Source organism: Streptomyces ficellus, assembly GCF_009739905.1.
Taxonomy (GTDB): Bacteria; Actinomycetota; Actinomycetes; order Streptomycetales; family Streptomycetaceae; genus Streptomyces; species Streptomyces ficellus_A.
This window is the reverse complement of record NZ_CP034279.1, coordinates 4,810,233-4,833,976: the sequence shown is the minus strand read 5'-3', so window position 1 is coordinate 4,833,976 and position 23,744 is coordinate 4,810,233. Positions and strand designations below refer to the sequence as shown.

22 protein-coding genes and 1 tRNA gene are annotated in these 23,744 nt (G+C 73.6%); 9 read left to right on the top strand and 14 right to left on the bottom strand.

Annotation, left to right across the window (positions count from 1 at the left end; all coding sequences use genetic code 11):
• The first annotated feature begins 69 nt into the window (after positions 1-69).
• Positions 70-142: transfer RNA gene (locus tag EIZ62_RS21640), tRNA-Arg, on the top strand.
• A gap of 19 nt (positions 143-161) precedes the next feature.
• Here EIZ62_RS21640 and EIZ62_RS21635 read toward each other — a convergent pair.
• Positions 162-563 (bottom strand): winged helix-turn-helix transcriptional regulator, encoded by a 402-nt coding sequence (locus tag EIZ62_RS21635; protein ID WP_156694306.1) that lies wholly within the window; start codon positions 561-563, stop codon positions 162-164.
• 114 nt (positions 564-677) lie between these two features.
• Here EIZ62_RS21635 and EIZ62_RS21630 point away from each other — a divergent pair, with 114 nt between their 5' ends.
• Positions 678-1,523, top strand: a complete 846-nt coding sequence (locus EIZ62_RS21630) for an NAD(P)H-binding protein (RefSeq protein WP_156694305.1) — start codon at positions 678-680, stop codon at positions 1,521-1,523.
• Between the two features lie 21 nt (positions 1,524-1,544).
• On the opposite strand, the gene EIZ62_RS21625 is transcribed toward EIZ62_RS21630, so the two are convergent.
• The 4 genes from EIZ62_RS21625 to EIZ62_RS21610 all read right to left on the bottom strand — a co-directional run bounded on the left by EIZ62_RS21625 (position 1,545) and on the right by EIZ62_RS21610 (position 5,380).
• Complete coding sequence (locus EIZ62_RS21625) at positions 1,545-2,216, bottom strand: class F sortase (RefSeq protein ID WP_156694303.1); 672 nt, start codon at positions 2,214-2,216, stop codon at positions 1,545-1,547.
• 22 nt (positions 2,217-2,238) lie between these two features.
• Positions 2,239-2,949 (bottom strand): DUF4142 domain-containing protein, encoded by a 711-nt coding sequence (locus EIZ62_RS21620; protein WP_244375889.1) that lies wholly within the window; start codon positions 2,947-2,949, stop codon positions 2,239-2,241.
• A gap of 122 nt (positions 2,950-3,071) precedes the next feature.
• Positions 3,072-3,533, bottom strand: a complete 462-nt coding sequence (locus EIZ62_RS21615) for an anthrone oxygenase family protein (RefSeq protein WP_156694301.1) — start codon at positions 3,531-3,533, stop codon at positions 3,072-3,074.
• A 239-nt stretch (positions 3,534-3,772) separates the two neighbouring features.
• On the bottom strand, positions 3,773-5,380 hold the full coding sequence (locus tag EIZ62_RS21610; RefSeq protein ID WP_244375887.1) for a vWA domain-containing protein: 1,608 nt from the start codon (positions 5,378-5,380) through the stop codon (positions 3,773-3,775).
• A 334-nt stretch (positions 5,381-5,714) separates the two neighbouring features.
• Here EIZ62_RS21610 and EIZ62_RS21605 point away from each other — a divergent pair, with 334 nt between their 5' ends.
• The gene (locus EIZ62_RS21605; protein ID WP_244375885.1) at positions 5,715-6,407 is read left to right on the top strand and encodes a helix-turn-helix transcriptional regulator; all 693 of its coding nucleotides are present in this window, start codon (positions 5,715-5,717) and stop codon (positions 6,405-6,407) included.
• Positions 6,408-6,440: 33 nt separating this feature from the next.
• Here the strand turns inward: EIZ62_RS21605 and EIZ62_RS21600 are convergent, their stop codons facing one another.
• Together EIZ62_RS21600 and EIZ62_RS21595 are read right to left on the bottom strand one after the other, a co-directional pair.
• Positions 6,441-7,385: an ABC transporter permease gene (locus EIZ62_RS21600; protein ID WP_244375883.1), complete on the bottom strand. Its 945-nt coding sequence runs from the start codon at positions 7,383-7,385 to the stop codon at positions 6,441-6,443.
• Entirely contained in the window at positions 7,382-10,246 is a 2,865-nt protein-coding gene (locus tag EIZ62_RS21595; protein ID WP_156694299.1) for an alpha/beta fold hydrolase, read from the bottom strand. Before EIZ62_RS21595 ends, EIZ62_RS21600 begins: the two co-directional genes overlap by 4 nt.
• 151 nt (positions 10,247-10,397) lie before the next feature.
• Here EIZ62_RS21595 and EIZ62_RS21590 point away from each other — a divergent pair, with 151 nt between their 5' ends.
• Both EIZ62_RS21590 and EIZ62_RS21585 read left to right on the top strand, forming a co-directional pair.
• The gene (locus EIZ62_RS21590; RefSeq protein WP_156694297.1) at positions 10,398-10,829 is read left to right on the top strand and encodes a GNAT family N-acetyltransferase; all 432 of its coding nucleotides are present in this window, start codon (positions 10,398-10,400) and stop codon (positions 10,827-10,829) included.
• A gap of 75 nt (positions 10,830-10,904) precedes the next feature.
• Complete coding sequence (locus EIZ62_RS21585) at positions 10,905-12,110, top strand: S8 family peptidase (RefSeq protein WP_156694295.1); 1,206 nt, start codon at positions 10,905-10,907, stop codon at positions 12,108-12,110.
• A 15-nt stretch (positions 12,111-12,125) separates the two neighbouring features.
• Here EIZ62_RS21585 and EIZ62_RS21580 read toward each other — a convergent pair whose 3' ends face one another.
• The 6 genes from EIZ62_RS21580 to EIZ62_RS21555 form a co-directional block, all read right to left on the bottom strand.
• Complete coding sequence (locus EIZ62_RS21580) at positions 12,126-12,734, bottom strand: DUF4291 domain-containing protein (RefSeq protein WP_156694293.1); 609 nt, start codon at positions 12,732-12,734, stop codon at positions 12,126-12,128.
• A gap of 106 nt (positions 12,735-12,840) precedes the next feature.
• Positions 12,841-14,343, bottom strand: coding sequence for a CoA-acylating methylmalonate-semialdehyde dehydrogenase (locus EIZ62_RS21575; protein WP_156694291.1), 1,503 nt, complete (start codon positions 14,341-14,343; stop codon positions 12,841-12,843).
• Positions 14,344-14,368: 25 nt separating this feature from the next.
• Complete coding sequence (iolD, locus tag EIZ62_RS21570; protein ID WP_156694289.1) at positions 14,369-16,243, bottom strand: 3D-(3,5/4)-trihydroxycyclohexane-1,2-dione acylhydrolase (decyclizing); 1,875 nt, start codon at positions 16,241-16,243, stop codon at positions 14,369-14,371.
• The gene (iolB, locus tag EIZ62_RS21565; protein WP_156694288.1) at positions 16,240-17,055 is read right to left on the bottom strand and encodes a 5-deoxy-glucuronate isomerase; all 816 of its coding nucleotides are present in this window, start codon (positions 17,053-17,055) and stop codon (positions 16,240-16,242) included. The genes iolD and iolB overlap by 4 nt, the downstream gene beginning before the upstream one ends.
• A 29-nt stretch (positions 17,056-17,084) precedes the next feature.
• Positions 17,085-17,969 (bottom strand): Cgl0159 family (beta/alpha)8-fold protein, encoded by an 885-nt coding sequence (locus tag EIZ62_RS21560; RefSeq protein ID WP_156694286.1) that lies wholly within the window; start codon positions 17,967-17,969, stop codon positions 17,085-17,087.
• A complete protein-coding gene (locus EIZ62_RS21555; RefSeq protein WP_167536406.1) occupies positions 17,966-19,318 on the bottom strand; it encodes a 5-dehydro-2-deoxygluconokinase in 1,353 nt (450 codons plus the stop codon). The genes EIZ62_RS21560 and EIZ62_RS21555 overlap by 4 nt, the downstream gene beginning before the upstream one ends.
• Positions 19,319-19,447: 129 nt before the next feature.
• Between EIZ62_RS21555 and EIZ62_RS21550 the strand changes: the two genes are divergently transcribed.
• From EIZ62_RS21550 to EIZ62_RS21535, 4 genes are all read left to right on the top strand, one after another.
• A complete protein-coding gene (locus EIZ62_RS21550) occupies positions 19,448-20,362 on the top strand; it encodes a sugar phosphate isomerase/epimerase family protein (RefSeq protein WP_156694284.1) in 915 nt (304 codons plus the stop codon).
• Positions 20,363-20,584: 222 nt separating this feature from the next.
• Complete coding sequence (locus EIZ62_RS21545; protein ID WP_156694282.1) at positions 20,585-20,782, top strand: helix-turn-helix transcriptional regulator; 198 nt, start codon at positions 20,585-20,587, stop codon at positions 20,780-20,782.
• A gap of 138 nt (positions 20,783-20,920) precedes the next feature.
• The gene (locus EIZ62_RS21540; RefSeq protein WP_156694280.1) at positions 20,921-21,532 is read left to right on the top strand and encodes a GNAT family N-acetyltransferase; all 612 of its coding nucleotides are present in this window, start codon (positions 20,921-20,923) and stop codon (positions 21,530-21,532) included.
• A gap of 85 nt (positions 21,533-21,617) precedes the next feature.
• Positions 21,618-21,929, top strand: coding sequence for a heavy-metal-associated domain-containing protein (locus tag EIZ62_RS21535; protein ID WP_156694279.1), 312 nt, complete (start codon positions 21,618-21,620; stop codon positions 21,927-21,929).
• Between the two features lie 473 nt (positions 21,930-22,402).
• On the opposite strand, the gene EIZ62_RS21530 is transcribed toward EIZ62_RS21535, so the two are convergent.
• Entirely contained in the window at positions 22,403-23,692 is a 1,290-nt protein-coding gene (locus tag EIZ62_RS21530) for a citrate synthase (RefSeq protein WP_156694278.1), read from the bottom strand.
• Positions 23,693-23,744 lie beyond the last annotated feature (52 nt).

Below are 23,744 nucleotides of genomic sequence, written 5' to 3'. Positions count from 1 at the left end.
GCCCTATCCTTGTCCCCGGCAAGGTCACGGACCACCCAGCAGGGGCTCCAGGCCACACGGCCAACACCGGCCCCCGTAGCTCAGTGGATAGAGCAGGCGCCTTCTAAGCGCTTGGCCGCAGGTTCGAGTCCTGCCGGGGGCGCACACCTTCGTTCCGCCCGTCAGCGGGAGCCGTTCGTGTCGTCCGCGTCGTAGGCGTCGCGGGCCCGCTCGACCTTGGTGAGGTTCTCCGCGGCCCACTCGGCGAGGTGGGCGAAGAGCGGGGCGAGGCTGCGGCCCAGAGCGCTGATCTCGTACTCGACCCGGGGCGGGACCTCCGGGTGATAGGTGCGCACCACCAGGCCGTCGCGTTCGAGTTGGCGCAGGCGCTGGGTCAGCACCTTGGGGGTGATCCGGGCGATGCGCCGTTCCAGTTCGACGAACCGCTGACGGCCGTGCGTGTGCAGGGTCCACAGGATCGGCGTGGTCCAGCGGCTGAACACGATGTCGACCACCGGGCTGACCGGGCAGGCGAGTTCGGGATCGGTCGCCGTGGGAGTCGTCCGGGTACGGGTGTCCGTCATGCGCTTCCCTCCGCCACAGTCACTTTCCTCTAGGTACCTACTATACGGGCGGTGTTAGCGTCCCCACGTCGGCCAAGGGGTCGGCAACCACCCACCATTGCAGGGGAGTTCGGCATGTACGTGGTGACGGGGGCGACGGGCAACGTCGGCCGATCGCTGGTTCGGATCCTCGCGGCCGCCGGAGAGCCGGTGAGGGCGACGTCCCGGAACATCTCGGCGGCCGGCGTGCCGGACGGCGTCCGGTACGCGCGGGCCGACCTGGTCGACGCCGAGAGCCTGCGGCCGGTCCTCGAGGGCGCCGGCACGCTGTTCCTCCAGAACGGGGGCCCCAGCATGCACCGGCTGGCCCCCCGGGCCCTCCTCGGCGTCGCCAAGGCCGCCGGGGTCGGGCGCGTGGTGCTGCTCTCCTCCCAAGGAGTCGTCACCCGTCCCGCGTCGGCGTCCCACGGGCACACGGCACGCGCCATCGAGGACGCCGTCCGGGAGTCCGGCCTGGAGTGGACGGTCCTGCGTCCCGGCGGCTTCGCCTCCAACGCGTACGCCTGGGCCGAGTCGGTCCGCGCCCAGCGGCTGATCGCCGCGCCGTTCGCCGACACCGGCCTCCCGGTCGTCGACCCGGACGACATCGCCGAGGTCGCCGCGGCCGCCATGACGGAGGACGGCCACCACACGCGCGCCTACGAACTGACCGGGCCGGCGCCCAGCACGCCCCGCGAGCGGGCCGCGGCCGTCGCGGAGGCGCTCGGCGAACCCGTCCGGTTCGTGGAGCAGACGCGCGACGAGGCCCGCGAGCAGATGCTGCGCTTCCTGCCCGCGCCGGTCGTGGAGACGACCCTCGACATCCTCGGCGAGCCCACGGCCGCCGAGCAGCGCGTCAGCCCGGACACCGAGCGGATCCTGGGCCGCGCGCCCCGCACGTTCGCGGACTGGGCCGCACGCCACATCGCCGCCTTCCGGTAGGCGGCGGCCGGCCGACAGGTCCTACCGGGCCGGCTCCCCGTAGAGCACCAGGTTCTCGGCGTACGCGTGCGTGGCGGGGTCGAAGGTGCCGGTGCAGGTGACCAGGACCAGGCGGGGCGTCCCGCGCGGGGTGAAGACGTCCTGGGGCAGGGCCTCCTTGGCGTACGTGCGCCGGGCGACGATCCGGTACGTGTGGTGCCTGCCGTCCGCCGTGGTGAGGTGCGCCCGGGCACCCAGGGGCACGTCGTGGAGGGCCTCGAAGGGGCCCGCGCCCTCGGCGGCCGAGTCGAGGTGGCCGGCCAGCAGGACGGTGCCGCGGGCGGCGCCGGGGGGTGCGCCGAGGGCCCACCAGCCCAGGCGGGCGGGCGACTCCGGCACGGCCATGGCCCCGGTCCGGTCCGCGGTGACCGGGTCGACCGGTGTGGGGCGCAGGTGGCCCGGGACGCCGAGCGACACGGGCGGCGAGTACGCCCCGGCCCTGCCGGCGGCGGGCGGCGCCGCGGCGGACGACCCCGGCAGGACGCCCGCGTCCGGCGCCCGCACGGGAGCCGGATAGAACGGGAAGAGGTACGCCACGAGCGCGGTGGCGACCGCGGCGAGTCCGGCCCGGACCAGCACGCGGTCCGGGCCGGACTCCTCGCGCCCCCGCGGCGGCGGGAACTCGTCACGCGGGTTGCGCGGCCAGGCGCCCACGGGCGTCACCCGTCCCCGTGGGTCAGCGGTTGTCGTTGCGGCGCATCCGGGACGCGGCCCAGAAGGCTCCGCCCGCCACCAGGAGGCCGCCGACCGCGAGCGCCGGTACGGCGACCGCGACCGGTACGCCGGCCGCCAGGGACGTCGCGACCGGGCCGCCGTTGCCGGCGTGGATGGCCTTGGGGGCCGCCCCGGCGTGGCACTCACCACCGCGGACCATGTCCAGGTGCATGGCGACGACCGGGCGGGCGGCCTTGGCGGCGGCGGTCACCCGGGCGTTCTTCCCGTTGGCGACCTGGTTGTCGATCCGGGCCAGGGTCTTCTCGTGGGCGGCGGCCTGGGCCTTCAGCCACGCGTGGTCGTAGGCCTCGGTGCCCGCCTTGGACATCACGTCCGCGAGGGTGTCCTGCTGTTCCTTCGTGGGCGCGAGGGGCAGGTCGACACCCTGGTCGTCGGCGAGCGCCCGGGTGTCCGCGTCGAGCTTGGTGTGGTCGCGGACGAGCACCTCGCCGACCTTCTTCACACAGTCGGTGGTGGCGTTCTTCCGGGCGTCCTTCCCCGCCGCGATCTCGGTCAGGTTCCCCTGGTGGGAGGCGCGGAGGAACGCCGCGTCGGTGGCGTGGGCGTTGGAGGAGCCGTCGGCGGGGGCCGTGGCGGCGGCGGGACCGGCGGCTATGCCGGTCAGGGTCAGACAGGTGAAGGCCGTGGCGGCCCAGCGGTGGGTGCGGATCACGTGTGGTCGTCCGTTTCTCGTCGGTCGGTGGGTGACCCTCACCTCGCGAGGGTCACCCGACCATCCGGACACGGCGCGGTGCCGCACGCCACTCGCCGTACTGCAAACGGCGCATCACCCGGTCAGGTGACCGAGGCCGTGACGAGCAGGGCGAACGACGCGGTGATCAGCAGGGTGCGCAGCAGGTGGAAGGCGTTCCACCGGGACTCGAACGCCTGTCGTACGGCGCCGGGCGCCTCGCCCTCCGAGGCGGCGAGCGCGTTGTTGAGCGGGATGTTGCCGGCGATGGTGACGAGGTGGTTGAGCACCGCGCACGCCAGACCGGCGACGATCAGCCACCGCCGGCCGTCGGACGCGCCCTCGACGGGTATCGCGAGGGCCAGGACCGGGAAGACGACCACGCCCGCGAAGACGGCGAGGAACACCGCCCGGGGCACGAACTCGTTGACGCGCCGCATGGCCGTCACGAACTGCTCGTCCGTCAGCCTCGCCAGGGCGGGCATGATCCCGGTCAGGAAGATCAGCATGAACCCGGCGTACAGGCCGGTGGAGATGACGGCGAGGGCGAGCAGCAGCGTCGGCATGCGGTCATCATGGCAGCCCCCCGGACGCGGCGTCAGGGCCTGTGGACAGGCCGGGGACGCAGCGGCCACGGGCCTGTGGACAGGCCGGGGCAGGCCTGGACAGGCTGAGCAGGCCGGGGACATGACCACCGGGCCGGTTCCGGGGACCGACCACCGGGCCCGTCCGGGAACGCGGCTGCCGGGCCGCCCCCCGGGCTGGCGCGCCTCCCCCGGGGCGGTCCTGGCGGCCGGCTCCCCGGTCAGTCCCTGAGGCCGTTCGCCCGGCGGATGGATGCGGCCAGTTCCCCGACCACCTTGGACTCGGTCGTACGGGCCAGGCCGTCCGCGTGCCCGGCGAGTTGGGCGCGGGTGGGCGCGCCGGGGAGTTCGCCACCGCGCAGCGAGTCGGCGAAGTACGCGGCCGTGGCGGCGACCCGCAGGCCCGGCTTGGTGCCCTCGTCCCAGAGGCGGGCCCCGAGGGCGCCCGAGTCCAGCGAGCCGGAGCGCTCCTGGGGCGCGCGCGAGGCGGGGTCGAGCCACCGGACGGTGGCCGTGGCCAGGCGGCCGCCGCGGTCCTGGGCGCCGGGCCGGGTCTTCACGGCGTACAAGGCGGTCACCTGGTGGCCGGGGCCCACCTCGCCGCCGTCGACGCGGTCGTCGCGGAAGTCCTCGTCGGCGACCTCCCGGTTCTCGTACCCGATGAGCCGGAACGTCTCCACCCGCTTCGGGTCGAACGCCACCTGCGCCTTGGCGTCCCGGGCGCGCAGCTCGATGTGGGCGGGCAGTTGCTCGACGAAGACCTTGCGGGCCTGCTCGGAGGTGGAGACGTAGGTCGTGTGCCCGTCACCCTTGTCGGCGAGCTGTTCCATGAACGCGTCCCCGTACTCGCTGCCGACGCCGACCCCGAAGAGGGTGATGCCGTAGGCGCGCCGCTCGTCCTCGATGCGGTCGAGGATGGCGCCGGCCTCCGTCTCGCCCGTGTTGGCGAGCGCGTCGGACAGCAGGACGACCCGGTTGGTGGCGCCCTTGCGGTGGCCGGCGACGGCGGTGTCATAGCCGGTGGTCACGCCCGCCTCCACGTTGGTGGAGGAGGTGGTCTCCAACTCGTCGACGACCCGGTGAACGCGGTCGCGGCTGCCTTCGACCCGGGTCATCGGCAGCCGGGTCTCGGCCTCGTCGCTGAAGGTGACCAGGGCGATCGAGTCGTCGTCGCGCAGCTGGTCGGTGAGGACGCCGAGGGATTCCTTGACGAGGTCGAGGCGGCCCGGTTCGCCCATCGATCCGGAGATGTCGACGACGAACGTGAGGGCGGCGGGCGGGCGTTCGCCGTGCCGGTCGGCGGGGCGGGTGGCGAGTCCGACGCGGACGAGGGACCAGTCCCGCGCCCCGGTGCGGGCACCGTCGACGGTCACGCTGAAGCCGTTGCCGGCGGGCTTGGGATAGTCCTGGCGGAAGCTGTTGACGAACTCCTCGGGGCGGACGGTGTCCGCGGCGGGCAGCCTGCCGTCGGCAAGCGTGCGGCGGGCGTAGCCGTACGAGGCGGTGTCGACGTCCAGCGCGAACGTGGACAGGTGGTCGGCGGGCGCGGTCTCCCGCGCCTCGTCGCCGGCGGCACCGTCCGCGCCGCCGTTCGCGCCCCCGTTCGCGCGGTCGGCGCCGGGGCGCTGTTCGCCGTCCCGTGCGCCGGGCGCGGGGGCGGGTGCGGGTGCGCCGGGGGCGGGTGCGCCGGGCGCGCGCTCGCCGCTGTCACTCGTGGCCGCCCGGTCGGTTCCGCCGCCGGAGCAGCCCGTGATCAGCAGCCCTCCGGCGACCACCGCCGCGAGCGCGGCCCGGCGCGCCGCACCCGTCCTCCATCGATTCGTGTCCACGCGGATCCCCCCATGTCTCGTGTCGCGTGTGCCATGGCCACGCGGCTGTCGGCACTTGTGGATGTGACGTTCGGGAGGGTTCCGCGGGAGCAGACGAACCTGTTGCGGATGTGTCTCAATGCGGCAACACCGAGCGGCCGGTGAGGCGTGGCGCAGGGCTTGGCTTGGACTCGCCAACCGCCGACGGACCTCTTGTCACCGTACGCAGTCACATGCGTACATGGAGTTGCGTAGTCCAAGGGGATGGCGGGGGTGGTCGGCCGTGGCGAACGTTCCGGGCTCTGTGCTCGGCCGAACGATTATCAGTGATCCGACACGAGACACGGCAAGAGACATGACACCTGCGCGTGCCGCGCCGCCCCCCGAACCGAGACCGGCGGGCCAGCCGGTGCGGGGGACGAGACAGATCTGCGCGACGCTCGCCGCGCTCACCGAGTCCGCCCGCCGGGAGCTGCTGACCTTCGACGATCCGGCCGCCTGTCTGGGCCTTCCGATCCCGGCGCCGTTCCTGGAGCTCGCGGGCACCTGCGTGCGGGCGGCGAGCGAGCGGGTGGCCACGGTCCGTCAGATCGTGCCGCGGCACGCGCTGTCCAGCGTCGCAGCCGCGGACGCGGCCGGGGCGATACGGCTGCCGGGCCGGGCCAGGCTGACGCCGTCCATCCCGTTCAAGATGATCGTGGTGGACCGTACGGTCGCGGCGATCCCTCTCGACCTCGAACTGCTCTACAACGGGCTCCTGCTGATCCGCGACCCGGTCGTGGTGCAGGCCCTGGTGCGGGCTCACCACGCCTGGTGGGAGACGGGCGAGGAGGTCCCGCCCCGGCCGGCGCCCGCCGGGGCGCTGCCCGCGCACCTGCGGCCGGTGCTGGAGGCGCTGCTGGCGGGGCTCACCGACGAGACGGCCGCCGCGCGGCTCGGCATATCGGGGCGTACGTACAGCCGTCGGGTGGGCGAACTGCTCGCGGCGCTGGGCACGACGAGCCGCTTCCGGGCGGGAGCGGAAGCGGTTCGTCGCGGCTGGCTCTGAGCACGACGGCACGACGGCACGACGGCACAACGTCTACGACACGATGTCCTTGCGGGAGAAGCCCCGAAAGGCGAGCGCGAACAGCACCAGGGCGTAGGTCACGGACACCGCCGACCCCTTGAGCATGCCGCCCCACTCCAGTTGCGGCTGCAGCGCGTCGGCCCAGGCGAACTGCCAGTGCGCGGGCAGGAAGTCGCGCCAGGAGCCGAGCGCCGTCACCGCGTCCAGCACATTGCCGATGATCGTCAGTCCGACCGCGCCCCCGACCGCGCCGAGCGGGGCGTCGGTCTTGGTCGACAGCCAGAAGGCGAGGCCCGCCGTGACCAGTTGGGAGACGAAGATGAAGGCGACGACGAGCGCGAGGCGCGGCACGGTGTCGGCCGTGGCCAGGGAGCCACCCGTGGGCAGCCGCAGCGGCCCCCAGCCGTACGCGGCCGTCCCCGCCGCGAGGGCCACCACCGGCAGCAGCAGCATCGCGGCCGCGCTGAAGGAGAGCGCCACGGCCAGCTTCGACCAGAGCAGCCGGGCACGCGGCACGGGCGCGGCGAGCAGGTAGCGGAGGGAGGACCAACTGGCCTCGGACGCCACGGTGTCCCCGCAGAACAGTGCCACCGGCACCACCAGCAGGAAGCCGGCCGAGACGAACAGGCAGGTCGCGGCGAAGTTGGCGCCGGACGCGGTCGCCGTGTCCATCAGGGTGATCCGGTCGTTCCCGCGCCCGTCCGGGGTGCCGCCGATCGCGAAGGCGGCGATCAGCACGAAGGGCAGGGCGGCGAGGATCGCGCCCATGACGAGCGTGCGGCGCCGCTTCAGCTGGCGTACGGCTTCGACGCGCAGGGGCAGGGTGCGCCCGGCCCGGTAGCCGGGCGCGGTCGCGGCCGCCGTCCCGTCCCCGGTGCGCGCGGGGACCGGTTCCTGGTCAACCGCCGGCTGGGCCGGGTGGGCCGGCTGGGCCGGGTTGCGGCTGGGGGCGCTCATGCGGATCCTCCTCCGATCAGGGTGAGGAACGCGTCCTCCAGGCGGCGGTGCGGGCCGACGCCGGTCAGCGGGACGTCCAGCCGGACGAGCTCGGCGATCAGGGCGCCGGCCCGCGCGCCGTCGAGCCGTACCAGCAGGCCGCCGTCCGCCCGGGCCACCGAGCCGACGCCGGGCATGGCGCCGATCTTGTCGAGCAGCCCGTCCGGTACGTCGCCGTCGGTGGTGACGAGCAGGGTGTCGCCCGCGCCGGTGATCTCGGCGACCGGCCCGGTCTGGACGAGCCGGCCGCGGTCCATGACCACCAGGTGCGTGCAGGACTGCTCGACCTCCGACAGGAGGTGGCTGGAGACGATGACGGTCCGGCCCCCGGCCGCGTACCGGATCATCACGTCCCGCATCTCGCGGATCTGCGGCGGGTCGAGCCCATTGGTCGGTTCGTCGAGGATGAGGAGGTCCGGCAGGCCGAGCATGGCCTGGGCGATGGCGAGGCGCTGCCGCATGCCCTGCGAGTAGGTGCGCACCGCGCGGGCCAGGGCGTCGCCGAGGCCGGCGATCTCCAGGGCCTCCTCGATGTGGGCGTCGGCGGCGGGGCGGCCGGTGGCCTGCCAGTACAGCTCCAGGTTCTCGGTGCCGGACAGGTGCGGCAGGAAGCCCGCTCCTTCGACGAAGGCACCCACCCGTGACAGGACCGGTGCGCCCGGCCGGATCGCGTGCCCGAAGACCCGGATCTCGCCCTCGTCCGGGGTAATCAGGCCCATGAGCATGCGCAGGGTGGTGGTCTTTCCGGCGCCGTTCGGTCCGAGGAGCCCGAGGACCTGGCCCTTCTCGACGCGGAAGGACAGCTCGCGCACGGCGTACCGGTCGGCGGACTTGGCGTACCTCTTCGTCAGTCCGGTGATCTGGAGCGGGACGTCGGCGAGCCCGGCGTCGGGCGCGGGCGCCGCGGTGCGGCGGCGTGCGGTGACCAGCAGCGCGGCGGCGACCAGGGCGCCGGCGGCCGGGAGGCCCCACACCCACCAGGGCAGTCCGGCGGCCTCGGTGCGTACGCCGGGAGCGGTCGGTACGGACAGGCCGTCGCCAGCCAGGGCCACGGAGTACGTCGCCGGGGCCGCCGGGGTGGCGTAGCCGAGGTCGGTGGCGGCGAGGACGAGGCGCAGCCGGTGCCCGGCCTCGACCTCGTGGTCGACGGCCGGCAGGGTCAGCTCGACCGTCTTGCCCCGCTCGGCGCCCTCGACCCGGACGGGCGCCACGAGCTGGGCGGGCAGCACCTGTTGGCGGCCGTCGGGACCGACGTCGTACACCTTGCCGAAGAGGACCGCCTCGCCGGTGTCGGAGGTGACGGTGACGCGGACGGTGGGCGAGCCGGTGATGCGCAGCGGCTCGGTCAGGGGCGGGGACTCGAACCGGGCGTGCTGGCCGGGGAAGTCCAGCGACAGGCCCACGCCGAGGGACGACAGTTGCGCCAGTCCCCCGCCGACGCCGGGAACGGCGGAGATCGCGGGAGGCGTGCCGCCGGCGGGGTTGCGGAAGATCTGTGGCCGGGCGGCGTCACCACTCCTGCCGCCGCCCGCTCCCGAAGCTCCCGCACCCGCGGCCCCCGCACCCGAAGCGCCCGCACCTGCCCCGCCGGCACCCGCACCTCCCGTGAGGGGGATCGTGCGGTCACCGTTGCGCAGGCCGGGGTAGCCGTCGCCGGTGGCGCCGCGCAGCCGGGCCCGGCCGTCGGTCGAGTCGACGCCGCCGGTGCGGCTGACCCGGAAGGCGGGGCCCGTGTCGGCGCCCTCGTCGCCCTTGAGGTACCGGTCGAACCAGGCGCCGATGCGGGCCTCGACGCGCTCGGTCTCCCGGTCGCCGCCGTCGTGCCCGCCGGCGATCCAGTCGACGGCCACGGGGGCTCCGCCCGCGCGGACGGCCTTGGCGATGGCGTCGGCGTGCGACAGCGGGAAGAGGGAGTCGGCCTGGCCCTGGACGATGAGCGTGGGCACCTTGATGCGGTCGCCGACGGCGGAGGGGCTGCGCGCTTCGAGCAGTTTCCGCGCCGCGGCGTCCGGCTTTCCGGTGACGGCGACCCGTTCGTACATGGCGCACAGGGCGTCCTGGAATTGACCGCAGGCGGCGGGCCGGGCACCCGGCTGCGTGACCGGCTGCCGGGCCGCACCCGCGCTCTCGCCACCGCCCGGCGCGCGGCCCGGCGGCTGGTCGCCCTCGCCCGGCGCGCGCTCCGGCGGCCGGTCGGCGGAGGCGGCCGTTCCGGTGCTGAAGAAGATGCCGGCCCAGAGCTTCTTGAAGACCCCGTCCGGGAAGAGCGCCTCCGCCAGGTTCCAGTACGTGATCTGCGGGGCGATCGCGTCCACCCGCTGGTCGTACCCGGCCGCCAGCAGCGAGATCGCCCCGCCGTACGACGAGCCCGACACGCCCACGCGCGGGTCACCGTCCCGGTCCAGCCGGACCTCGGGGCGTTTCGCGAGCCAGTCGATGAGCCGCGACACGTCCTTGACCTCGTGGTCGGGGTCGTTGAGCCCGATGCGTCCGGTCGAGGCGCCGAAACCGCGCGCGGACCAGGTCAGCACGGCGTAGCCGTCCCGGGCCAGCTTCTCGGCCTGGGCGCGGACGTCGTCCTTGCTGCCGCCGAAGCCGTGCCCGAGGAGCACGGCGGGGCGGCGGACGCCGGCCGGGCCCGAGGTGAAGAACGAGGTGTCGATCCTCGCTCCGGGCATCTCCAGCACCCGGTCCTCGCGGCTCGGGGCGGACTCGTCGCCGGAGGCCACCGCCGTCCACGTGCCGCCGCCCGCGAGCAGCACGGCGGCGGCGGCGCCCGCGGCCAGCCGGCGGCGGGAGGGTCGGCGGAATCGGATCTGCATGCCTAGACCCTAAGCGGAGCGCCACCCGCGCCGGACTGCCGCACGGCGGAACTCGGGGGCCTTCCTGAGGTGTACGCACTACCGTCCCCGTACGGCATCCGCGGTACACCGCGGCCTCCCGCGGTACTCCGCGGCACACGGAAGGACCCCTATGGAGATCCGGCGTGCGACGACCGTCGCCGAGCTGGTCGCGGCGCAGCACCTCTACGACGGCCCGGCGCGCCCCGGGTGGGCCGCGCGGTTCCTGGCGGCGCCGGGCCACCTGATGCTCATCGCCTACGTGGACGGCGTCCCGGCCGGGATGGTGTCGGGGGTCGAGATGCTGCACCCCGACAAGGGCGCCGAGATGTGCCTGTACGAGCTGTCGGTCGACGAGGCGTACCGCAGGCGCGGGATCGGGCGGGCGCTGACCGGGGCGCTGGCCGGCGTCGCGCGGGAGCGGGGCTGCTACGGCATGTGGGTCGGGGTGGACACCGACAACGCTCCGGCGCTGGCGACCTATCGCTCGGCGGGCGCGGACGACGATGGAGAATTCGCCATGCTCGCGTGGGGGTTCGGCGACGAAGCGGAGGAAGCCCGGTAGCACCCTTGTGCGGTACATGACCAGCCGCGACGCTGTGGGGCCCGTCCCCAAGTGGAAAGGTCAGGTGCCCCCAGGATGAGAGCACCGTCCCGCAGGCCCCGGCGCCCCGCGCTCCGGCGCCGCACCGGCGCGCTGATACCCGCCCTCGCGCTCGCGGCCGGCCTGCCGCTCGCCGTCTCCCCCACCGCGCACGGCGCGCAGACCGGCGACCTCCGTCTCGCCCCCGCGAAGACGGCCGTCCCCAACAGCTGGATCGTCGTCCTCAAGGACGGCTCGACGCGCGCCGCAGACCTCGGCGTCACGGCGCGGCACGAGTACCGCAGCGTCCTCGACGGGTTCTCCACCACCCTGTCGACGGCGGAGGCGGGCGCCCTCGCCGCCGACCCGAGGGTGGCGTACGTCGAGCAGAACCGGGTGGTCCGCGCCAGCGCCACCCAGCCGGACGCCACCTGGGGCCTCGACCGGATCGACCAGCGCGACCTGCCGCCCTCGACGACGTACAGCTACGACACCACCGCGTCGAACGTGCACGCCTACGTCATCGACACCGGGATCCGCACCTCGCACGGCGAGTTCGGCGGCCGGGCGGTGGTCGGGACGGACACCGTGGGCGACGGCCGCGACGGGCAGGACTGCCAGGGCCACGGCACGCACGTCGCCGGCACGGTCGGCGGGAGGACCTACGGGGTCGCGAAGGGTGCGAAGCTCGTCTCCGTCCGGGTCCTGGACTGCAACGGCTCGGGCACGACGGCCGGGGTCATCGCGGGCGTCGACTGGGTGACGGCCAACGCCGTCAGGCCGGCGGTCGCCAACATGAGCCTGGGCGGCGGTTCGGACACGTCGCTCGACGACGCCGTGCGGCGGTCGATCGGCTCGGGCGTCTCGTACACCGTCGCGGCCGGCAACGGCAACTTCCTGGGCCTGCCGGAACGGGCGTGCAACACCTCGCCGGCCCGCGTCCCGGAGGCCATCACCGTCGGCGCCACGGACAGCGCGGACAGGCGCGCCTCGTTCTCCAACTACGGTACGTGCGTCGACCTGTTCGCGCCGGGCGTGAACGTCGCCTCGGCCTGGAGCACCGGCGACACGGCGACGAAGAGCATCTCCGGCACGTCGATGGCGGCACCGCACACGGCCGGTACGGCGGCCCTGTACCTGGCGGAGCACCCGGCCGCGTCCCCGGCGCAGGTCCGGGACGCGCTGGTGGCGAACGCCACGGCCGGCAAGGTGCGCAACGCGCTCACGGGCTCGCCCGACAGGCTGCTGTACTCGCGGTTCTAACCCGTTGCGAACCGTTCAGGACTCGTTCCGCACGAGGTGCCCGAGGAGCTCCGGACCCGCCGGGTACGGACGCTCCTCGGGCAGCAGCCGTGCCGCCCCGTCCAGGTCCCCGGCGCGCACGAGCCCGTGGACCTCGTGCGCGAGCGGCGTCACGTCCCGTATGGAGACCGTCCACTCGTCGGCGTACCGCGCGGACGCCTCGCCCGCGAGGCCCAGCTGGAGCGAGCGGTACGGCAGCGGCGCCAGGTGCGGGTCGCGCTCGGGGTCCCACTGGACGCGGGCGGGCGACCGGCGCAACTCCCGCTGCCAGGCGGCCCGGTCGGGGTGGAAGCCCCGTACGTAGTGCGACAGGCAGGCGTGGCGCAGCGCCCACTCGAAGCCCTCGCGGGTGATCTCGACGGCCAGGACGGTCTCCTGGCCCTCCTTCGTCGCCCAGCCGCAGCGGTACATCATCCACAGGAAGCTCGGCTTGATCCAGGTCATCCGGTCCCGCTTCCAGGCGGCCGGGAAGCGGCCGGTGCGGGCGGCGGGGCCGCCGATGCCGGGCCGGTACGCCTGGTAGACGGTGACGGTGTCCTCGGTGTGGAGGGCGCGGATGCGGTACTTCGGTTCGTTCGCGTTCATCCCGGCACAGGATGAACGGCCGGCCCCGGACGGGGCCAGCCGTTTTTTCCTGCGCGGGCTTTCCTGCGCGGGCTTTCCTGCGCGGGCTTTCCTGCGCGGGTGCGGCTCAGTGGTTGCGCGGGAAGCCCAGGTCCACGCCGGCCGGGGCGTCGGCGGGGTCGGGCCAGCGGGTGGTGACGACCTTGCCGCGCGTGTAGAAGTGCACGCCGTCGTTGCCGTAGATGTGGTGGTCGCCGAAGAGCGAGTCCTTCCAGCCGCCGAAGGAGTGGTAGCCGACGGGCACCGGGATCGGGACGTTCACGCCGACCATGCCCGCCTGGACCTCCAGCTGGAAGCGGCGGGCGGCGCCGCCGTCGCGGGTGAAGATCGCGGTGCCGTTGCCGAACGGCGAGTCGTTGATGAGGCGTACGCCGTCCTCGTAGGTGTCGGCGCGCAGCACGCACAGCACCGGGCCGAAGATCTCGTCGCGGTAGGCGTCGGAGTCGGTGGACACCTTGTCGAGCAGGGACAGGCCGATCCAGTGCCCGTCCTCGTGGCCGTCGACGGTATAGCCGGTGCCGTCGAGGACGACCTCGGCGCCCTGGGCGGCGGCTCCGGTGACGTAGGAGGCCACCTTGTCGCGGTGGGCGGCGGTGATCAGCGGGCCCATCTCGGACGTGGGGTCGTTGCCGGGGCCGATCTTGATCTTCTCGGCGCGCTCGCGGATCTTCTGTACGAGCTCGTCGCCGACGGCGCCGACCGCGACGACGGCCGAGATCGCCATGCAGCGCTCGCCGGCCGAGCCGTACGCCGCCGAGACCGCCGCGTCGGCGGCCGCGTCGAGGTCGGCGTCGGGGAGGACCAGCATGTGGTTCTTGGCGCCGCCGAGGGCCTGGACGCGCTTGCCGTTGGCCGAGGCGGTGGCGTGGATGTACTTCGCGATCGGCGTCGAGCCGACGAAGGAGACGGCCGCGACGTCCGGGTGCTCCAGGAGCGCGTCGACCGCGACCTTGTCGCCGTGCACGACGTTGAGGACGCCGTCGGGCAGGCCGGCCTGGGAGGCCAGCTCGGCGAGCAGGTTGGCGGCGGACGGGTCCTTCTCGCTGGGCTTGAGCACGAAGGTGTTGCCGCACGCGATGGCGAGCGGGAACATCCACATCGGCACCATGGCCGGGAAGTTGAACGGCGTGATGCCGGCGACGACGCCGAGCGGCTGGCGGATGGCGGCGACGTCGACCCGGCTGGAGACCTGGGTGGACAGCTCGCCCTTGAGCTGGACGGTGATCCCGCACGCCAGCTCGACGATCTCCAGGCCGCGCGCGACCTCGCCCAGGGCGTCGGAGTGGACCTTGCCGTGCTCGGCGGTGATCAGGGCGGCGATCTCGTCGCGGTGGGCGTCGAGCAGCGCGCGGTACTGGAACAGCACGGCGGTGCGCTGGGCCAGCGAGGACGTGCCCCAGGTCGCGTACGCGTCCCTGGCGGCGGCGACGGCGGCGCCGACCTCCTCCGTGGAGGCGAGGGCGACCCGCGTGGTGACGGCGCCGGTCGCCGGGTCGGTGACCGGGCCCCAGTTGCCCGACGTGCCCTCGACGGTCTTGCCACCGATCCAGTGGTGAACGGTCTTCGTCATGACGTACGTGCTCCTCTTCAGACCTCTACAGGTGGCGGCGTCGGGCTGCGACGTGACGGTCGTACTCCTCCCGGGCCCTGACCGCCGGTGGACGTGTCGCGATCTCGGCCACGGGCACATCCCACCATGCCTCGGCGGCGGGCGCGCCCGACACTGTGTCTGCCGTTTCGGTCTCGGTGTAGACACATGTGGGGACGGTCGCGGACCGCGCTTCGGCCAGGGCTTCCCGCAGGTCACCGATGGTGTGGGCGCGCAGGACGCGCATCCCGAGGGCGGCCGCGTTCGCGGCGAGGTCGACCGGCAGCGGGTCGCCGGTGTACGTGCCGTCGGCGGCGCGGTGGCGGTAGGCGGTGCCGAAGCGCTCGGCGCCGACGGACTCGGAGAGGCCGCCGATGGAGGCGTACCCGTGGTTCTGGAGGATCACGACCTTGATGGGCACGCCCTCCTGGACGGCGGTGACGATCTCGGTGGGGTTCATCAGGTACGTGCCGTCGCCGACGAGGGCCCAGACGGGGCGGCCGGGGGCGGCGAGGGCGACGCCGATGGCGGCGGGGATCTCGTAGCCCATGCAGGAGTAGCCGTACTCGACGTGGTACTGGTCGCGGGAGCGGGCCCGCCAGAGCTTGTGGAGGTCGCCGGGGAGCGAGCCGGCGGCGTTGATCAGGATGTCGGTGTCGTCGACGAGGGCGTCGAGCAGGCCCAGGACCTGCGGCTGGGTGGGGCGCCGGTCGTCGCCGCGCGCCGTGTACGCGGCGGTGACGCGGGCCTCCCACGCGGTCTTGCGCTCCTCGTACTCGGCCGGGTACGCGGCTGGGACGCGGTGCCCGTCCAGGGCGCGTGCGAGGTGCTCCAGGCCTTCGCGGGCGTCGGCGACCAGCGGCAGGGCGGCCATCTTGTGGGCGTCGAAGCCGGTGATGTTGAGGTTGACGAACCGGACGCCCGGCTCGGCGAAGAGCGTGGACGAGGCGGTGGTGAAGTCGGAGTAGCGGGTGCCGGCGCCGATCACCAGGTCTGCGGTGCGGGCGAGGTGGTTGGCGGTGGCGGTGCCGGTGTGGCCGATGCCGCCGACGTCGGCCGGGTGGTCGTGGGGCAGGGCGCCCTTGCCGGCCTGGGTGGAGGCGACGGGGATGCCGGTGGCGTCCGCCAGGGCGCGCAGCGCGGCTTCGGCGCGGCTGTGGTGGACGCCGCCGCCCGCGACGATCAGGGGGCGCCGCGCGGCCCTCACGGCCCGTACCGCGGCGTCGAGTTCGGCGGCGTCGGGGCGCGGGCGGCGGACGTGCCAGACCCGTTCGGCGAGGAACTCCTCGGGCCAGTCGAAGGCTTCCGCCTGCACGTCCTGCGGCAGCGCGAGCGTGACCGCGCCGGTCGTGGCCGGGTCGGTGAGGACGCGCATGGCGGCGAGGGCGGCCGGGATCAGCGCCTCGGGGCGCGCGATCCGGTCGAAGTAGCGCGACACGGGGCGGAGGGCGTCGTTGACGGACACGTCACCGGCGTACGGCACTTCGAGCTGCTGGAGGACCGGGTCGGCGGGCCGGCCGGCGAAGGTGTCGCCGGGCAGGAGCAGCACCGGGAGGTGGTTGATCGTGGCGAGGGCGGCGCCGGTGACCAGGTTGGTGGCGCCGGGGCCGATGGAGGTGGTGACCGCGTGCGCGGAGAGGCGGCCCGACTGGCGGGCGTAGCCGACGGCGGCGTGCACCATGGCCTGTTCGTTGCGGCCCTGGAGGAAGGGCATCCGGTCCCGGTGCTCGATCAGCGCCTGGCCGATGCCGGCGACGTTGCCGTGGCCGAAGATGCCCCAGGTGGCGTTGATGAGCCGGTGGCGCTGCCCGTCGCGTTCGGTGTACTGGCGGGCCAGGAAGGCGACGAGCGCCTGGGCGGTGGTGAGCCGTCGGGTGCTCATCGGTATCCCTCCGTGCGGTGATCGGGGTGGAAGCGGATCTTCCACTCCCGTTCGTCGCCGGGCCCGGCCATGACGTTGAGGTAGTACATGGCGTGGCCGGGCGGGGCGATGGACGGGCCGTGCCAGCCGTCCGGTACGAGGACGGCGTCGCCGCTGCGGACCTCGGCGAGGACGTCGGCGCCGCCGGGGCGGGAGGGCGACACGCGCTGGTAGCCGGGTCCCCCGCCCTCGATCTCGAAGTAGTAGATCTCCTCCAGCTCCGTCTCCTCGCCGGGGAGGCGCTCGTCGTGCTTGTGGGGCGGGTAGGAGGACCAGTGCCCGCCGGGGGTGATGACCTCGACGGCGATGAGCCGGTCGCAGTCGAAGGTGTCGGCGGCGGCGAAGTTGCGCACCTCGCGGGCGCAGGTGCCGCTGCCGCGCGACTCGACGGGTACCTCCGGCGCGGGGCCGTGGCGAGCGGGGAGTCGTCGCTCGCACCTCGCTCCTGCCAGGGCGAAACGGCCTCCCGCGCCGGAGGCGATCTGGGTGTGGGCGTCACGCGGGAGGTACGCGAAGTCGGTGACGCCGCTGAACACGCTTTCACGGCCGAGCAGTTCGATGCACTCACCGTCGGCCAGAACCGTACAGCCGCCGGTGAGGGGAAGCAGGATCCACTCGCTGTCGCCGGTGGCGAAGAGGTGGGACTCGCCGGGCGCGAGGTCCAGGACGCGCAGGGCGGAGTAGCCCCACCCGGCCCGCTCCGGGTCGATGCGCAGGGCGTAGGGTCCGTGGGCCGCTTCGCCCGCAGGTACGTGCAACTGCCGTTCGGTCATGATCTCTCCGTACCCCTCCGGACCGGTCCTCAGAGCAGGCCCACTGCCGTGTCGACGGCGGCGGCGACGTCGCCGTCCGCCGGGTAGAGCAGCGAGCGGCCCGCCACCAGCCCCTGCACGGTCGGCAGCCGCAGCGCCTTGCGCCACTTCTCGTACGCCGTGTCCTGGTCGGGTCCGACGTCGCCGCCGAGGAGGACGGCGGGCAGGGTCGTCGTCTCCATGACCCGGGCCATGTCGCCGGGGTCGTCGGTGACGGGGACCTTCAGCCAGGTGTACGCGGAGGTCCCGGCGAGCCCGGAGGCGATGGCGAGCGAGGTGGTCACCGCGTCGGGGCTCAGGTCGTTGCGGACCCGGCCGTCGGCGGGGTCGCGGCGCGAGAGGAACGGCTCGACGAAGACCGGCAGGCCCCGCTCGGCCATGGCGTCGATGGTGCGGGCGGCCGAGGCGAGGGTGGTGAGGGAGCCGGGGTCGGTGTGGTCGATGCGTAGCAGGAGCTTCCCGGCGTCGAACCCGAGCCGCGCCAGGTCCTCGGGGCGGTGGCCGGTGAACCGGTCGTCGAGTTCGAACGCCGCGCCCACGAGGCCGCCGCGGTTCATGGAGCCCATGACGACCTTGTCCTCCAGCGCGCCCAGGAGGAGCAGGTCGTCGAGGATGTCGGCGGTGGCGAGCACCCCGTCGACCCCGGGGCGGGACAGCGCGAGGCACAGCCGTTCCAGCAGGTCGAGGCGGTTGGCCATGGCCAGCGGCCGGTCGCCCACGGCCAGCGCGCCCCGGGCGGGGTGGTCGGCGGCGACGATCATGAGCCGCCCCGACGCGCCGAGCAGCGCCCGCCGCCTCCGCCGCCCGGCCGCCTCCGCGACCGCCTCCGGATGCCGCGCCCGCACCGCGACGAGCCGCGCGAGGTCGACGGTCACGATCGGCCGCCTTCGGGGTGGGCGGGGCGGTGCTGACCCCCTTCGGGGTGGGCGGGGCCGGGGTACCCCCCTTCGGGGTGGGCGGGGCCGGGCTGGCCGCCCCCGGGGTGCCCGCCCCCGGGGCGGCCGGGGCCGGGCGTGGCGTTTTCGGGGGCGGCACCCGACCCGGCGTCCTCCGGGTGGGCCGGCGGGGACGCGGAGGCGCCCGGGCCGGGGGCCCCTGGGCGGGCGGTCAGGGACGCGGCCGCGCGGGGCCTCGGCCCGCCGGGAGCGGGGCCGGGCCCCGGCGGCGCGGCGGCACCCGACCCGGCGTCCTCCGGGTGGGCCGCCGAGGGCGCCGGGCCGGTGAGGGCGGCTTCGACCTCGTGCGGGAACGGCATCGCGGAGGAGCAGGCGAGGCGGGAGGCGACGAGGGCGCCCGCGGCGTTGGCGTACCGTACGGCCCGCTCCAGGTCCCATCCGGCGAGGAGCCCGTGGCACAGCGCCCCGCCGAACGCGTCGCCCGCGCCGAGGCCGTTGACGACCTCCACCGGGACGGGCGGCACGTCGGCGGTGTCGCCGTCGGCGGTCATGGCGAGGACGCCCTTGGGGCCCTGCTTGACGACGGCGAGCCGGACGCCCCGGTCGAGGAGGGCGCGGGCCGCGGCGTGCGGTTCGCGCTCGCCGGTGGCGATCTCGCACTCGTCGAGGTTGCCCACGGCGACGGTGGCGTGCCGCAGGGCGGCCGCGTAGCGGGGCCGGGCCTCGTCGGCGCCGGACCAGAACATGGGCCGCCAGTCGAGGTCGAACACGGTGACCCGCCCGTCCGGCGCGGCGGCGTACCCGGCGGGGCGCGGGCCACCGGACGGGCCGCCGGGCGGCGACGCGGACGACCGGGCCGCGAGCGCCGCGAGGGTGGACGTGCGGCTGGGGTCGGCGGACAGGCCCGTACCGGTCATCCAGAACACCCGGGCGGCGGCGATCGCCGCCAGGTCCAGCTCGTGCTCGTGGATCTCCAGGTCCGGGGCCTTGGGCTGCCGGTAGAAGTAGAGCGGGAAGTCGTCCGGCGGGAAGATCTCGCAGAAGGTGAGCGGGGTGGGGTACGCGTCGACCGGCGTCACCCACCGGTCGTCCACGCCGAACGCCCGCAGCTCCTGGTGCAGGTACGTGCCGAAGGGGTCCGCGCCCGTGCGGGTGATCAGCGCGGTGCGGCGGCCGAGGCGGGCGGCGGCGACCGCCACGTTGGAGGGCGAGCCGCCGAGGAACTTGCCGAACGTCTCGACGCGGGCGAGCGGGACGCCGGTCTGGAGCGGATAGAGGTCCACCCCGATGCGCCCCATGGTGATGAGGTCGTAACGATCGGTCGCCATCCATGTCCCCTTCGCGTCGGTCGGCACCGTGATCAGGTCTAGCCGCCCCGAGTACCCCTGTCAACATTTTGTCCTGACATTCGGACGAATGCTTGACGACCCCCGGCGGCCGCCACCAAGCTGACCCCCATGACGCCGCTGTCCCCGCCGCCGCTGTCCCGCATCCGGATCGGTTCCGCCCCCGACTCGTGGGGGGTGTGGTTCCCCGACGACCCACAGCAGGTCCCCTGGCCGCGCTTCCTCGACGAGGTGACGGAGGCCGGGTACGAGTGGATCGAGCTCGGGCCCTACGGGTACCTCCCCACCGACCCCGCCCGGCTCACCGCGGAGACCGCGCGCCGCGGGCTGAAGGTCTCGGCGGGCACCGTCTTCACCGGCCTGCACCACGGGGACGCCGTGTGGGAGAAGACCTGGGCGCACGTCTCGGACAACGCCACGCTCGCCCGCGCGATGGGCGCCGACCACCTCGTCGTCATCCCGTCCTTCTGGCGCGACGACAAGACGGGCGAGGTGCTGGAGGACCGGACCCTGACGGCGGACCAGTGGCGGAACCTGACCCGCCTGACCGAACGCCTCGGGCGCGAGGTGCGGGACCGCTTCGGCCTGCGCATCGTCGTCCATCCGCACGCCGACACCCACATCGACGGCGAGGAGAGCGTCAGCCGTTTCCTCGACGCGACCGACCCCGACCTGGTCTCCCTCTGCCTGGACACCGGGCACTACGCGTACTGCGGCGGCGACAGCGTCAAACTGATCGAGACGTACGGCGAACGCATCGGCTACCTGCACCTGAAGCAGGTCGACCCCCGCGTCCTGGCCGAGGTCGTCGCCGCGGGCACCCCGTTCGGGCCGGCCGTGGCCCGCGGCGTGATGTGCGAGCCCCCGGCCGGCGTGCCCGCCCTCGAACCCGTACTGGCCGCCGCCCAGGCACTGGACGTCGACCTCTTCGCGATCGTCGAGCAGGACATGTACCCCTGCCCGCCGGACAAGCCCTTCCCCATCGCCCGCCGCACCCGCCGCTTCCTCCGCTCCTGCGGAGCCTGACCGCGGCCCCCTCTCTGACCCCTTCGTGTCACAGCGGTCTCACCGCTGTCACACATGTCTCCGTCACGCGGGTCTTCCGTCACAGCCGGTCGACAAGCCCTTCCGGCCCGTCACTCTGCGTCGTTCAACGGGCACTGGCTCAGTGATCGCCAGCGTCTGCGCCGCGGCCCCCCGACGGTCCCTCCCGGACCGCCCCGCGGCGCGCGCAGGGAGGTGCCCAAGATGACGGACAGAAGGCTCTGGTCCTACAAGGAGATCGCCGCGCACATCCGGGTGCAGCCGGACACGGTCCGCTCGTACCGCAAGCACGGCCTGCTCCCGCAGCCCGACCACGTGGAGGGCGGGAAGCCGTACTGGTACGCGGACACGATCCGCACCTGGGTGGCCAACCGCCCCGGCAACCGCGGCCGCCCGAGCTGACACCCACCCCCGCGCCGCCCGGACCCGGCACGCCGGTCCGGCACCCCGGCCCGGCACCCCGGCCCCGCACCGCCCCCGGTGCGGGGCCGGCGGCGTAATCCCCTTGCCCGCTCCCCCGCCGGGCCGGAGGATCACCGGATGACCGACTTCTCCAGCAAACCCACCCTGACCGGCGACAACGTCGTGCTGCGCCCGGTCACCGAGGAGGACGCGGCCGTGTTCGCGGAGATCCTCACTGATCCCGAGGTCCTCACCCTCACCGGCACTCCCGAGGACGCGCCGCCGCTCTCCCCCGCGTACCTGCGCTCCTGGTACGGCTCCCGCGGCGACCACCCCGACCGGCTGGACCTCGCCCTGGTCGACCGGACCTCCGGTGAGGTGGTGGGCGAGCTCGTCCTCAACGAGTGGGACGAACCGAACCGCAGCTGCAACTTCCGCACCCTCATCGGGCCCCGGGGCCGCGGCCGGGGCCTCGGCACCGAGGCGATCCGGCTGCTCCTCGCCCACGCCTTCGAGCACCTGCACCTGAACCGGGTCTCCCTCGGCGTCTTCGCCTTCAACCCGCGCGCGATCCGCGTCTACGAGAAGGTCGGCTTCGTCCAGGAGGGCGTGGAGCGCGAGGCGCTGCTGCACCGGGGCCGGTGGATCGACTCGCTCTCCATGTCGGTCCTGGCCCGCGAATGGGCCGTCCACCGGGGGCACCCGGAGACGGCACACGGGCCCGGGCTTACTGGAATTCATACCCCCTAGGGGTATAGTCTGTGGTACGCCAGGACGCCACGGTGCTCCCGTGCGCCCCTGCCGCACCACGAGTCCGACCGTAGAGGAGAACACCATGACCGCTGAGACGAGGACCGAGCTCCCCCAGGCGACCGGCTCCTGCTGCTCCCCCGCCGGCTCCTGCCACGACAGTGCGGCCGGGGCCGCGGCCGGCGGCGTGACGACGGTCTACGAGGTCCGGGGCATGACCTGCGGCCACTGCGAGGGCGCCGTGACCGAGGAGGTCTCCGCCCTCGCCGGCGTCACCTCCGTCACGGCGGACGCCGGGTCCGGCCTGGTCACCGTCGTCTCCGAGACCGCGCTGGACGAGGCCGAGGTGCGCGCGGCGGTCGACGAGGCGGGTTACGAGCTCGCCGGCCGGGCCTGACCGCCACCCCTCACGCCTTCCCGGCGCCGCACACCCCCGGCGTTTCGTCCGCCTTTGCCGGTGACTGTCGGTCTCGCGCCGCTCGACTCCCCGTGATTTCACCTTCACGTGACTCACAGGACCTTCACAAAGAGACCTAGATCACAGATATTTGGGGGTAACCATTTGGACGGCTCGCGAGTCTAAATGGGCGATGCCAGGAACGTCTTGGGGGACGTTCATGGGATGTCTTGGGGGACGTCCCAGGCAAGCGTTGGCCGGGGCACGTGCACCGGGGAGCTTTGAGCGGCCCTCCCGTACGTACCCCGGCAGATCGCACCGCGAGCTTCTGCTGCAACCCGGCAGACGCCCGGACCCGGATCCCGTGGGGGGAATCCGTTCCGGGGATATGGGGAGCGCCCCGCTCGCCGACCCGTGGGGGGATCGGCGGCGGGGCGCTTCTCGTGCGTACGGCGCCCGGGGGGCGTCCGGCGTCAGCGGCCCTCGACCGGGACGAAGTCGCGCAGAACCTCGCCCGTGTAGATCTGGCGCGGACGGCCGATGCGGGAACCCGGCTCCTTGATCATCTCGTGCCACTGGGCGATCCAGCCCGGCAGCCGGCCCAGCGCGAAGAGCACCGTGAACATCTCGGTCGGGAAGCCCATCGCCCGGTAGATCAGACCCGTGTAGAAGTCGACGTTCGGGTAGAGGTTGCGCGAGACGAAGTAGTCGTCGGCGAGCGCGTGCTCCTCCAGCTTCAGCGCGATGTCCAGCAGCTCGTCGGACTTGCCGAGCGCGGAGAGGACGTCGTGCGCGGCCGCCTTGATGATCTTCGCCCGGGGGTCGAAGTTCTTGTAGACGCGGTGGCCGAAGCCCATCAGGCGGACGCCGTCCTCCTTGTTCTTCACCTTGCGGATGAAGGAGTCGACGTCGCCGCCGTCGGCCTTGATGCCCTGGAGCATCTCCAGCACCGACTGGTTGGCGCCACCGTGCAGCGGGCCCCACAGGGCGGAGATGCCGGCGGAGACGGAGGCGAACATGTTCGCCTGCGACGAGCCGACCAGGCGCACGGTGGACGTGGAGCAGTTCTGCTCGTGGTCCGCGTGCAGGATCAGCAGCTTGTCGAGGGCCGACACCACGACCGGGTCCAGCTCGTACTCCTGGGCCGGGACCGAGAAGGTCATGCGCAGGAAGTTCTCGACGTACGACAGGTCGTTGCGCGGGTAGACGAACGGGTGACCGATCGACTTCTTGTACGCGTAGGCCGCGATCGTGGGCAGCTTGGCCAGCAGCCGGATCGTGGACAGGTGGCGCTGCTTCTCGTCGAACGGGTTGTGGCTGTCCTGGTAGAACGTGGACAGCGCACTGACGACCGAGGACAGCATCGCCATCGGGTGGGCGTCGCGCGGGAAGCCGTCGAAGAACCGCTTGACGTCCTCGTGCAGCAGGGTGTGCTGCGTGATCTCGTTGCGGAAGGCCGCCAGCTCGTCGACCTTCGGCAGCTCACCGTTGATCAGCAGGTACGCCACCTCGAGGAAGGTGGAGCGCTCGGCCAGCTGCTCGATGGGGTAGCCGCGGTACCGCAGGATGCCCTGCTCGCCGTCCAGGTAGGTGATCGCGGATTTGTAGGCGGCCGTGTTGCCGTAGCCGCTGTCCAGGGTCACCAGACCGGTCTGGGCTCGGAGCTTCCCGATGTCGAAGCCCTTGTCACCGACGGTGCTCTCGACCACCGGGTAGGTGTATTCACCGTCCGCGTACCGCAGTACTACAGAGTTGTCGCTCACGTCATCCCTCACCGACGTAGTGCCTCTTCTTCGAGGTGCCCTGACTGTCTCT

Bases quoted from the DNA above. Each gene is read 5' to 3' on its own strand.
- EIZ62_RS21635 (WP_156694306.1), bottom strand. From the start codon at position 563: ATGACGGACACCCGTACCCGGACGACTCCCACGGCGACCGATCCCGAA.
- EIZ62_RS21630 (WP_156694305.1), top strand. From the start codon at position 678: ATGTACGTGGTGACGGGGGCGACGGGCAACGTCGGCCGATCGCTGGTT.
- EIZ62_RS21615 (WP_156694301.1), bottom strand. From the start codon at position 3,533: ATGCCGACGCTGCTGCTCGCCCTCGCCGTCATCTCCACCGGCCTGTAC.
- EIZ62_RS21605 (WP_244375885.1), top strand. From the start codon at position 5,715: ATGACACCTGCGCGTGCCGCGCCGCCCCCCGAACCGAGACCGGCGGGC.
- EIZ62_RS21600 (WP_244375883.1), bottom strand. From the start codon at position 7,385: ATGAGCGCCCCCAGCCGCAACCCGGCCCAGCCGGCCCACCCGGCCCAG.
- EIZ62_RS21595 (WP_156694299.1), bottom strand. From the start codon at position 10,246: ATGCAGATCCGATTCCGCCGACCCTCCCGCCGCCGGCTGGCCGCGGGC.
- EIZ62_RS21590 (WP_156694297.1), top strand. From the start codon at position 10,398: ATGGAGATCCGGCGTGCGACGACCGTCGCCGAGCTGGTCGCGGCGCAG.
- EIZ62_RS21585 (WP_156694295.1), top strand. From the start codon at position 10,905: ATGAGAGCACCGTCCCGCAGGCCCCGGCGCCCCGCGCTCCGGCGCCGC.
- EIZ62_RS21580 (WP_156694293.1), bottom strand. From the start codon at position 12,734: ATGAACGCGAACGAACCGAAGTACCGCATCCGCGCCCTCCACACCGAG.
- EIZ62_RS21575 (WP_156694291.1), bottom strand. From the start codon at position 14,343: ATGACGAAGACCGTTCACCACTGGATCGGTGGCAAGACCGTCGAGGGC.
- iolD (WP_156694289.1), bottom strand. From the start codon at position 16,243: ATGAGCACCCGACGGCTCACCACCGCCCAGGCGCTCGTCGCCTTCCTG.
- iolB (WP_156694288.1), bottom strand. From the start codon at position 17,055: ATGACCGAACGGCAGTTGCACGTACCTGCGGGCGAAGCGGCCCACGGA.
- EIZ62_RS21555 (WP_167536406.1), bottom strand. From the start codon at position 19,318: ATGGCGACCGATCGTTACGACCTCATCACCATGGGGCGCATCGGGGTG.
- EIZ62_RS21550 (WP_156694284.1), top strand. From the start codon at position 19,448: ATGACGCCGCTGTCCCCGCCGCCGCTGTCCCGCATCCGGATCGGTTCC.
- EIZ62_RS21545 (WP_156694282.1), top strand. From the start codon at position 20,585: ATGACGGACAGAAGGCTCTGGTCCTACAAGGAGATCGCCGCGCACATC.
- EIZ62_RS21540 (WP_156694280.1), top strand. From the start codon at position 20,921: ATGACCGACTTCTCCAGCAAACCCACCCTGACCGGCGACAACGTCGTG.
- EIZ62_RS21535 (WP_156694279.1), top strand. From the start codon at position 21,618: ATGACCGCTGAGACGAGGACCGAGCTCCCCCAGGCGACCGGCTCCTGC.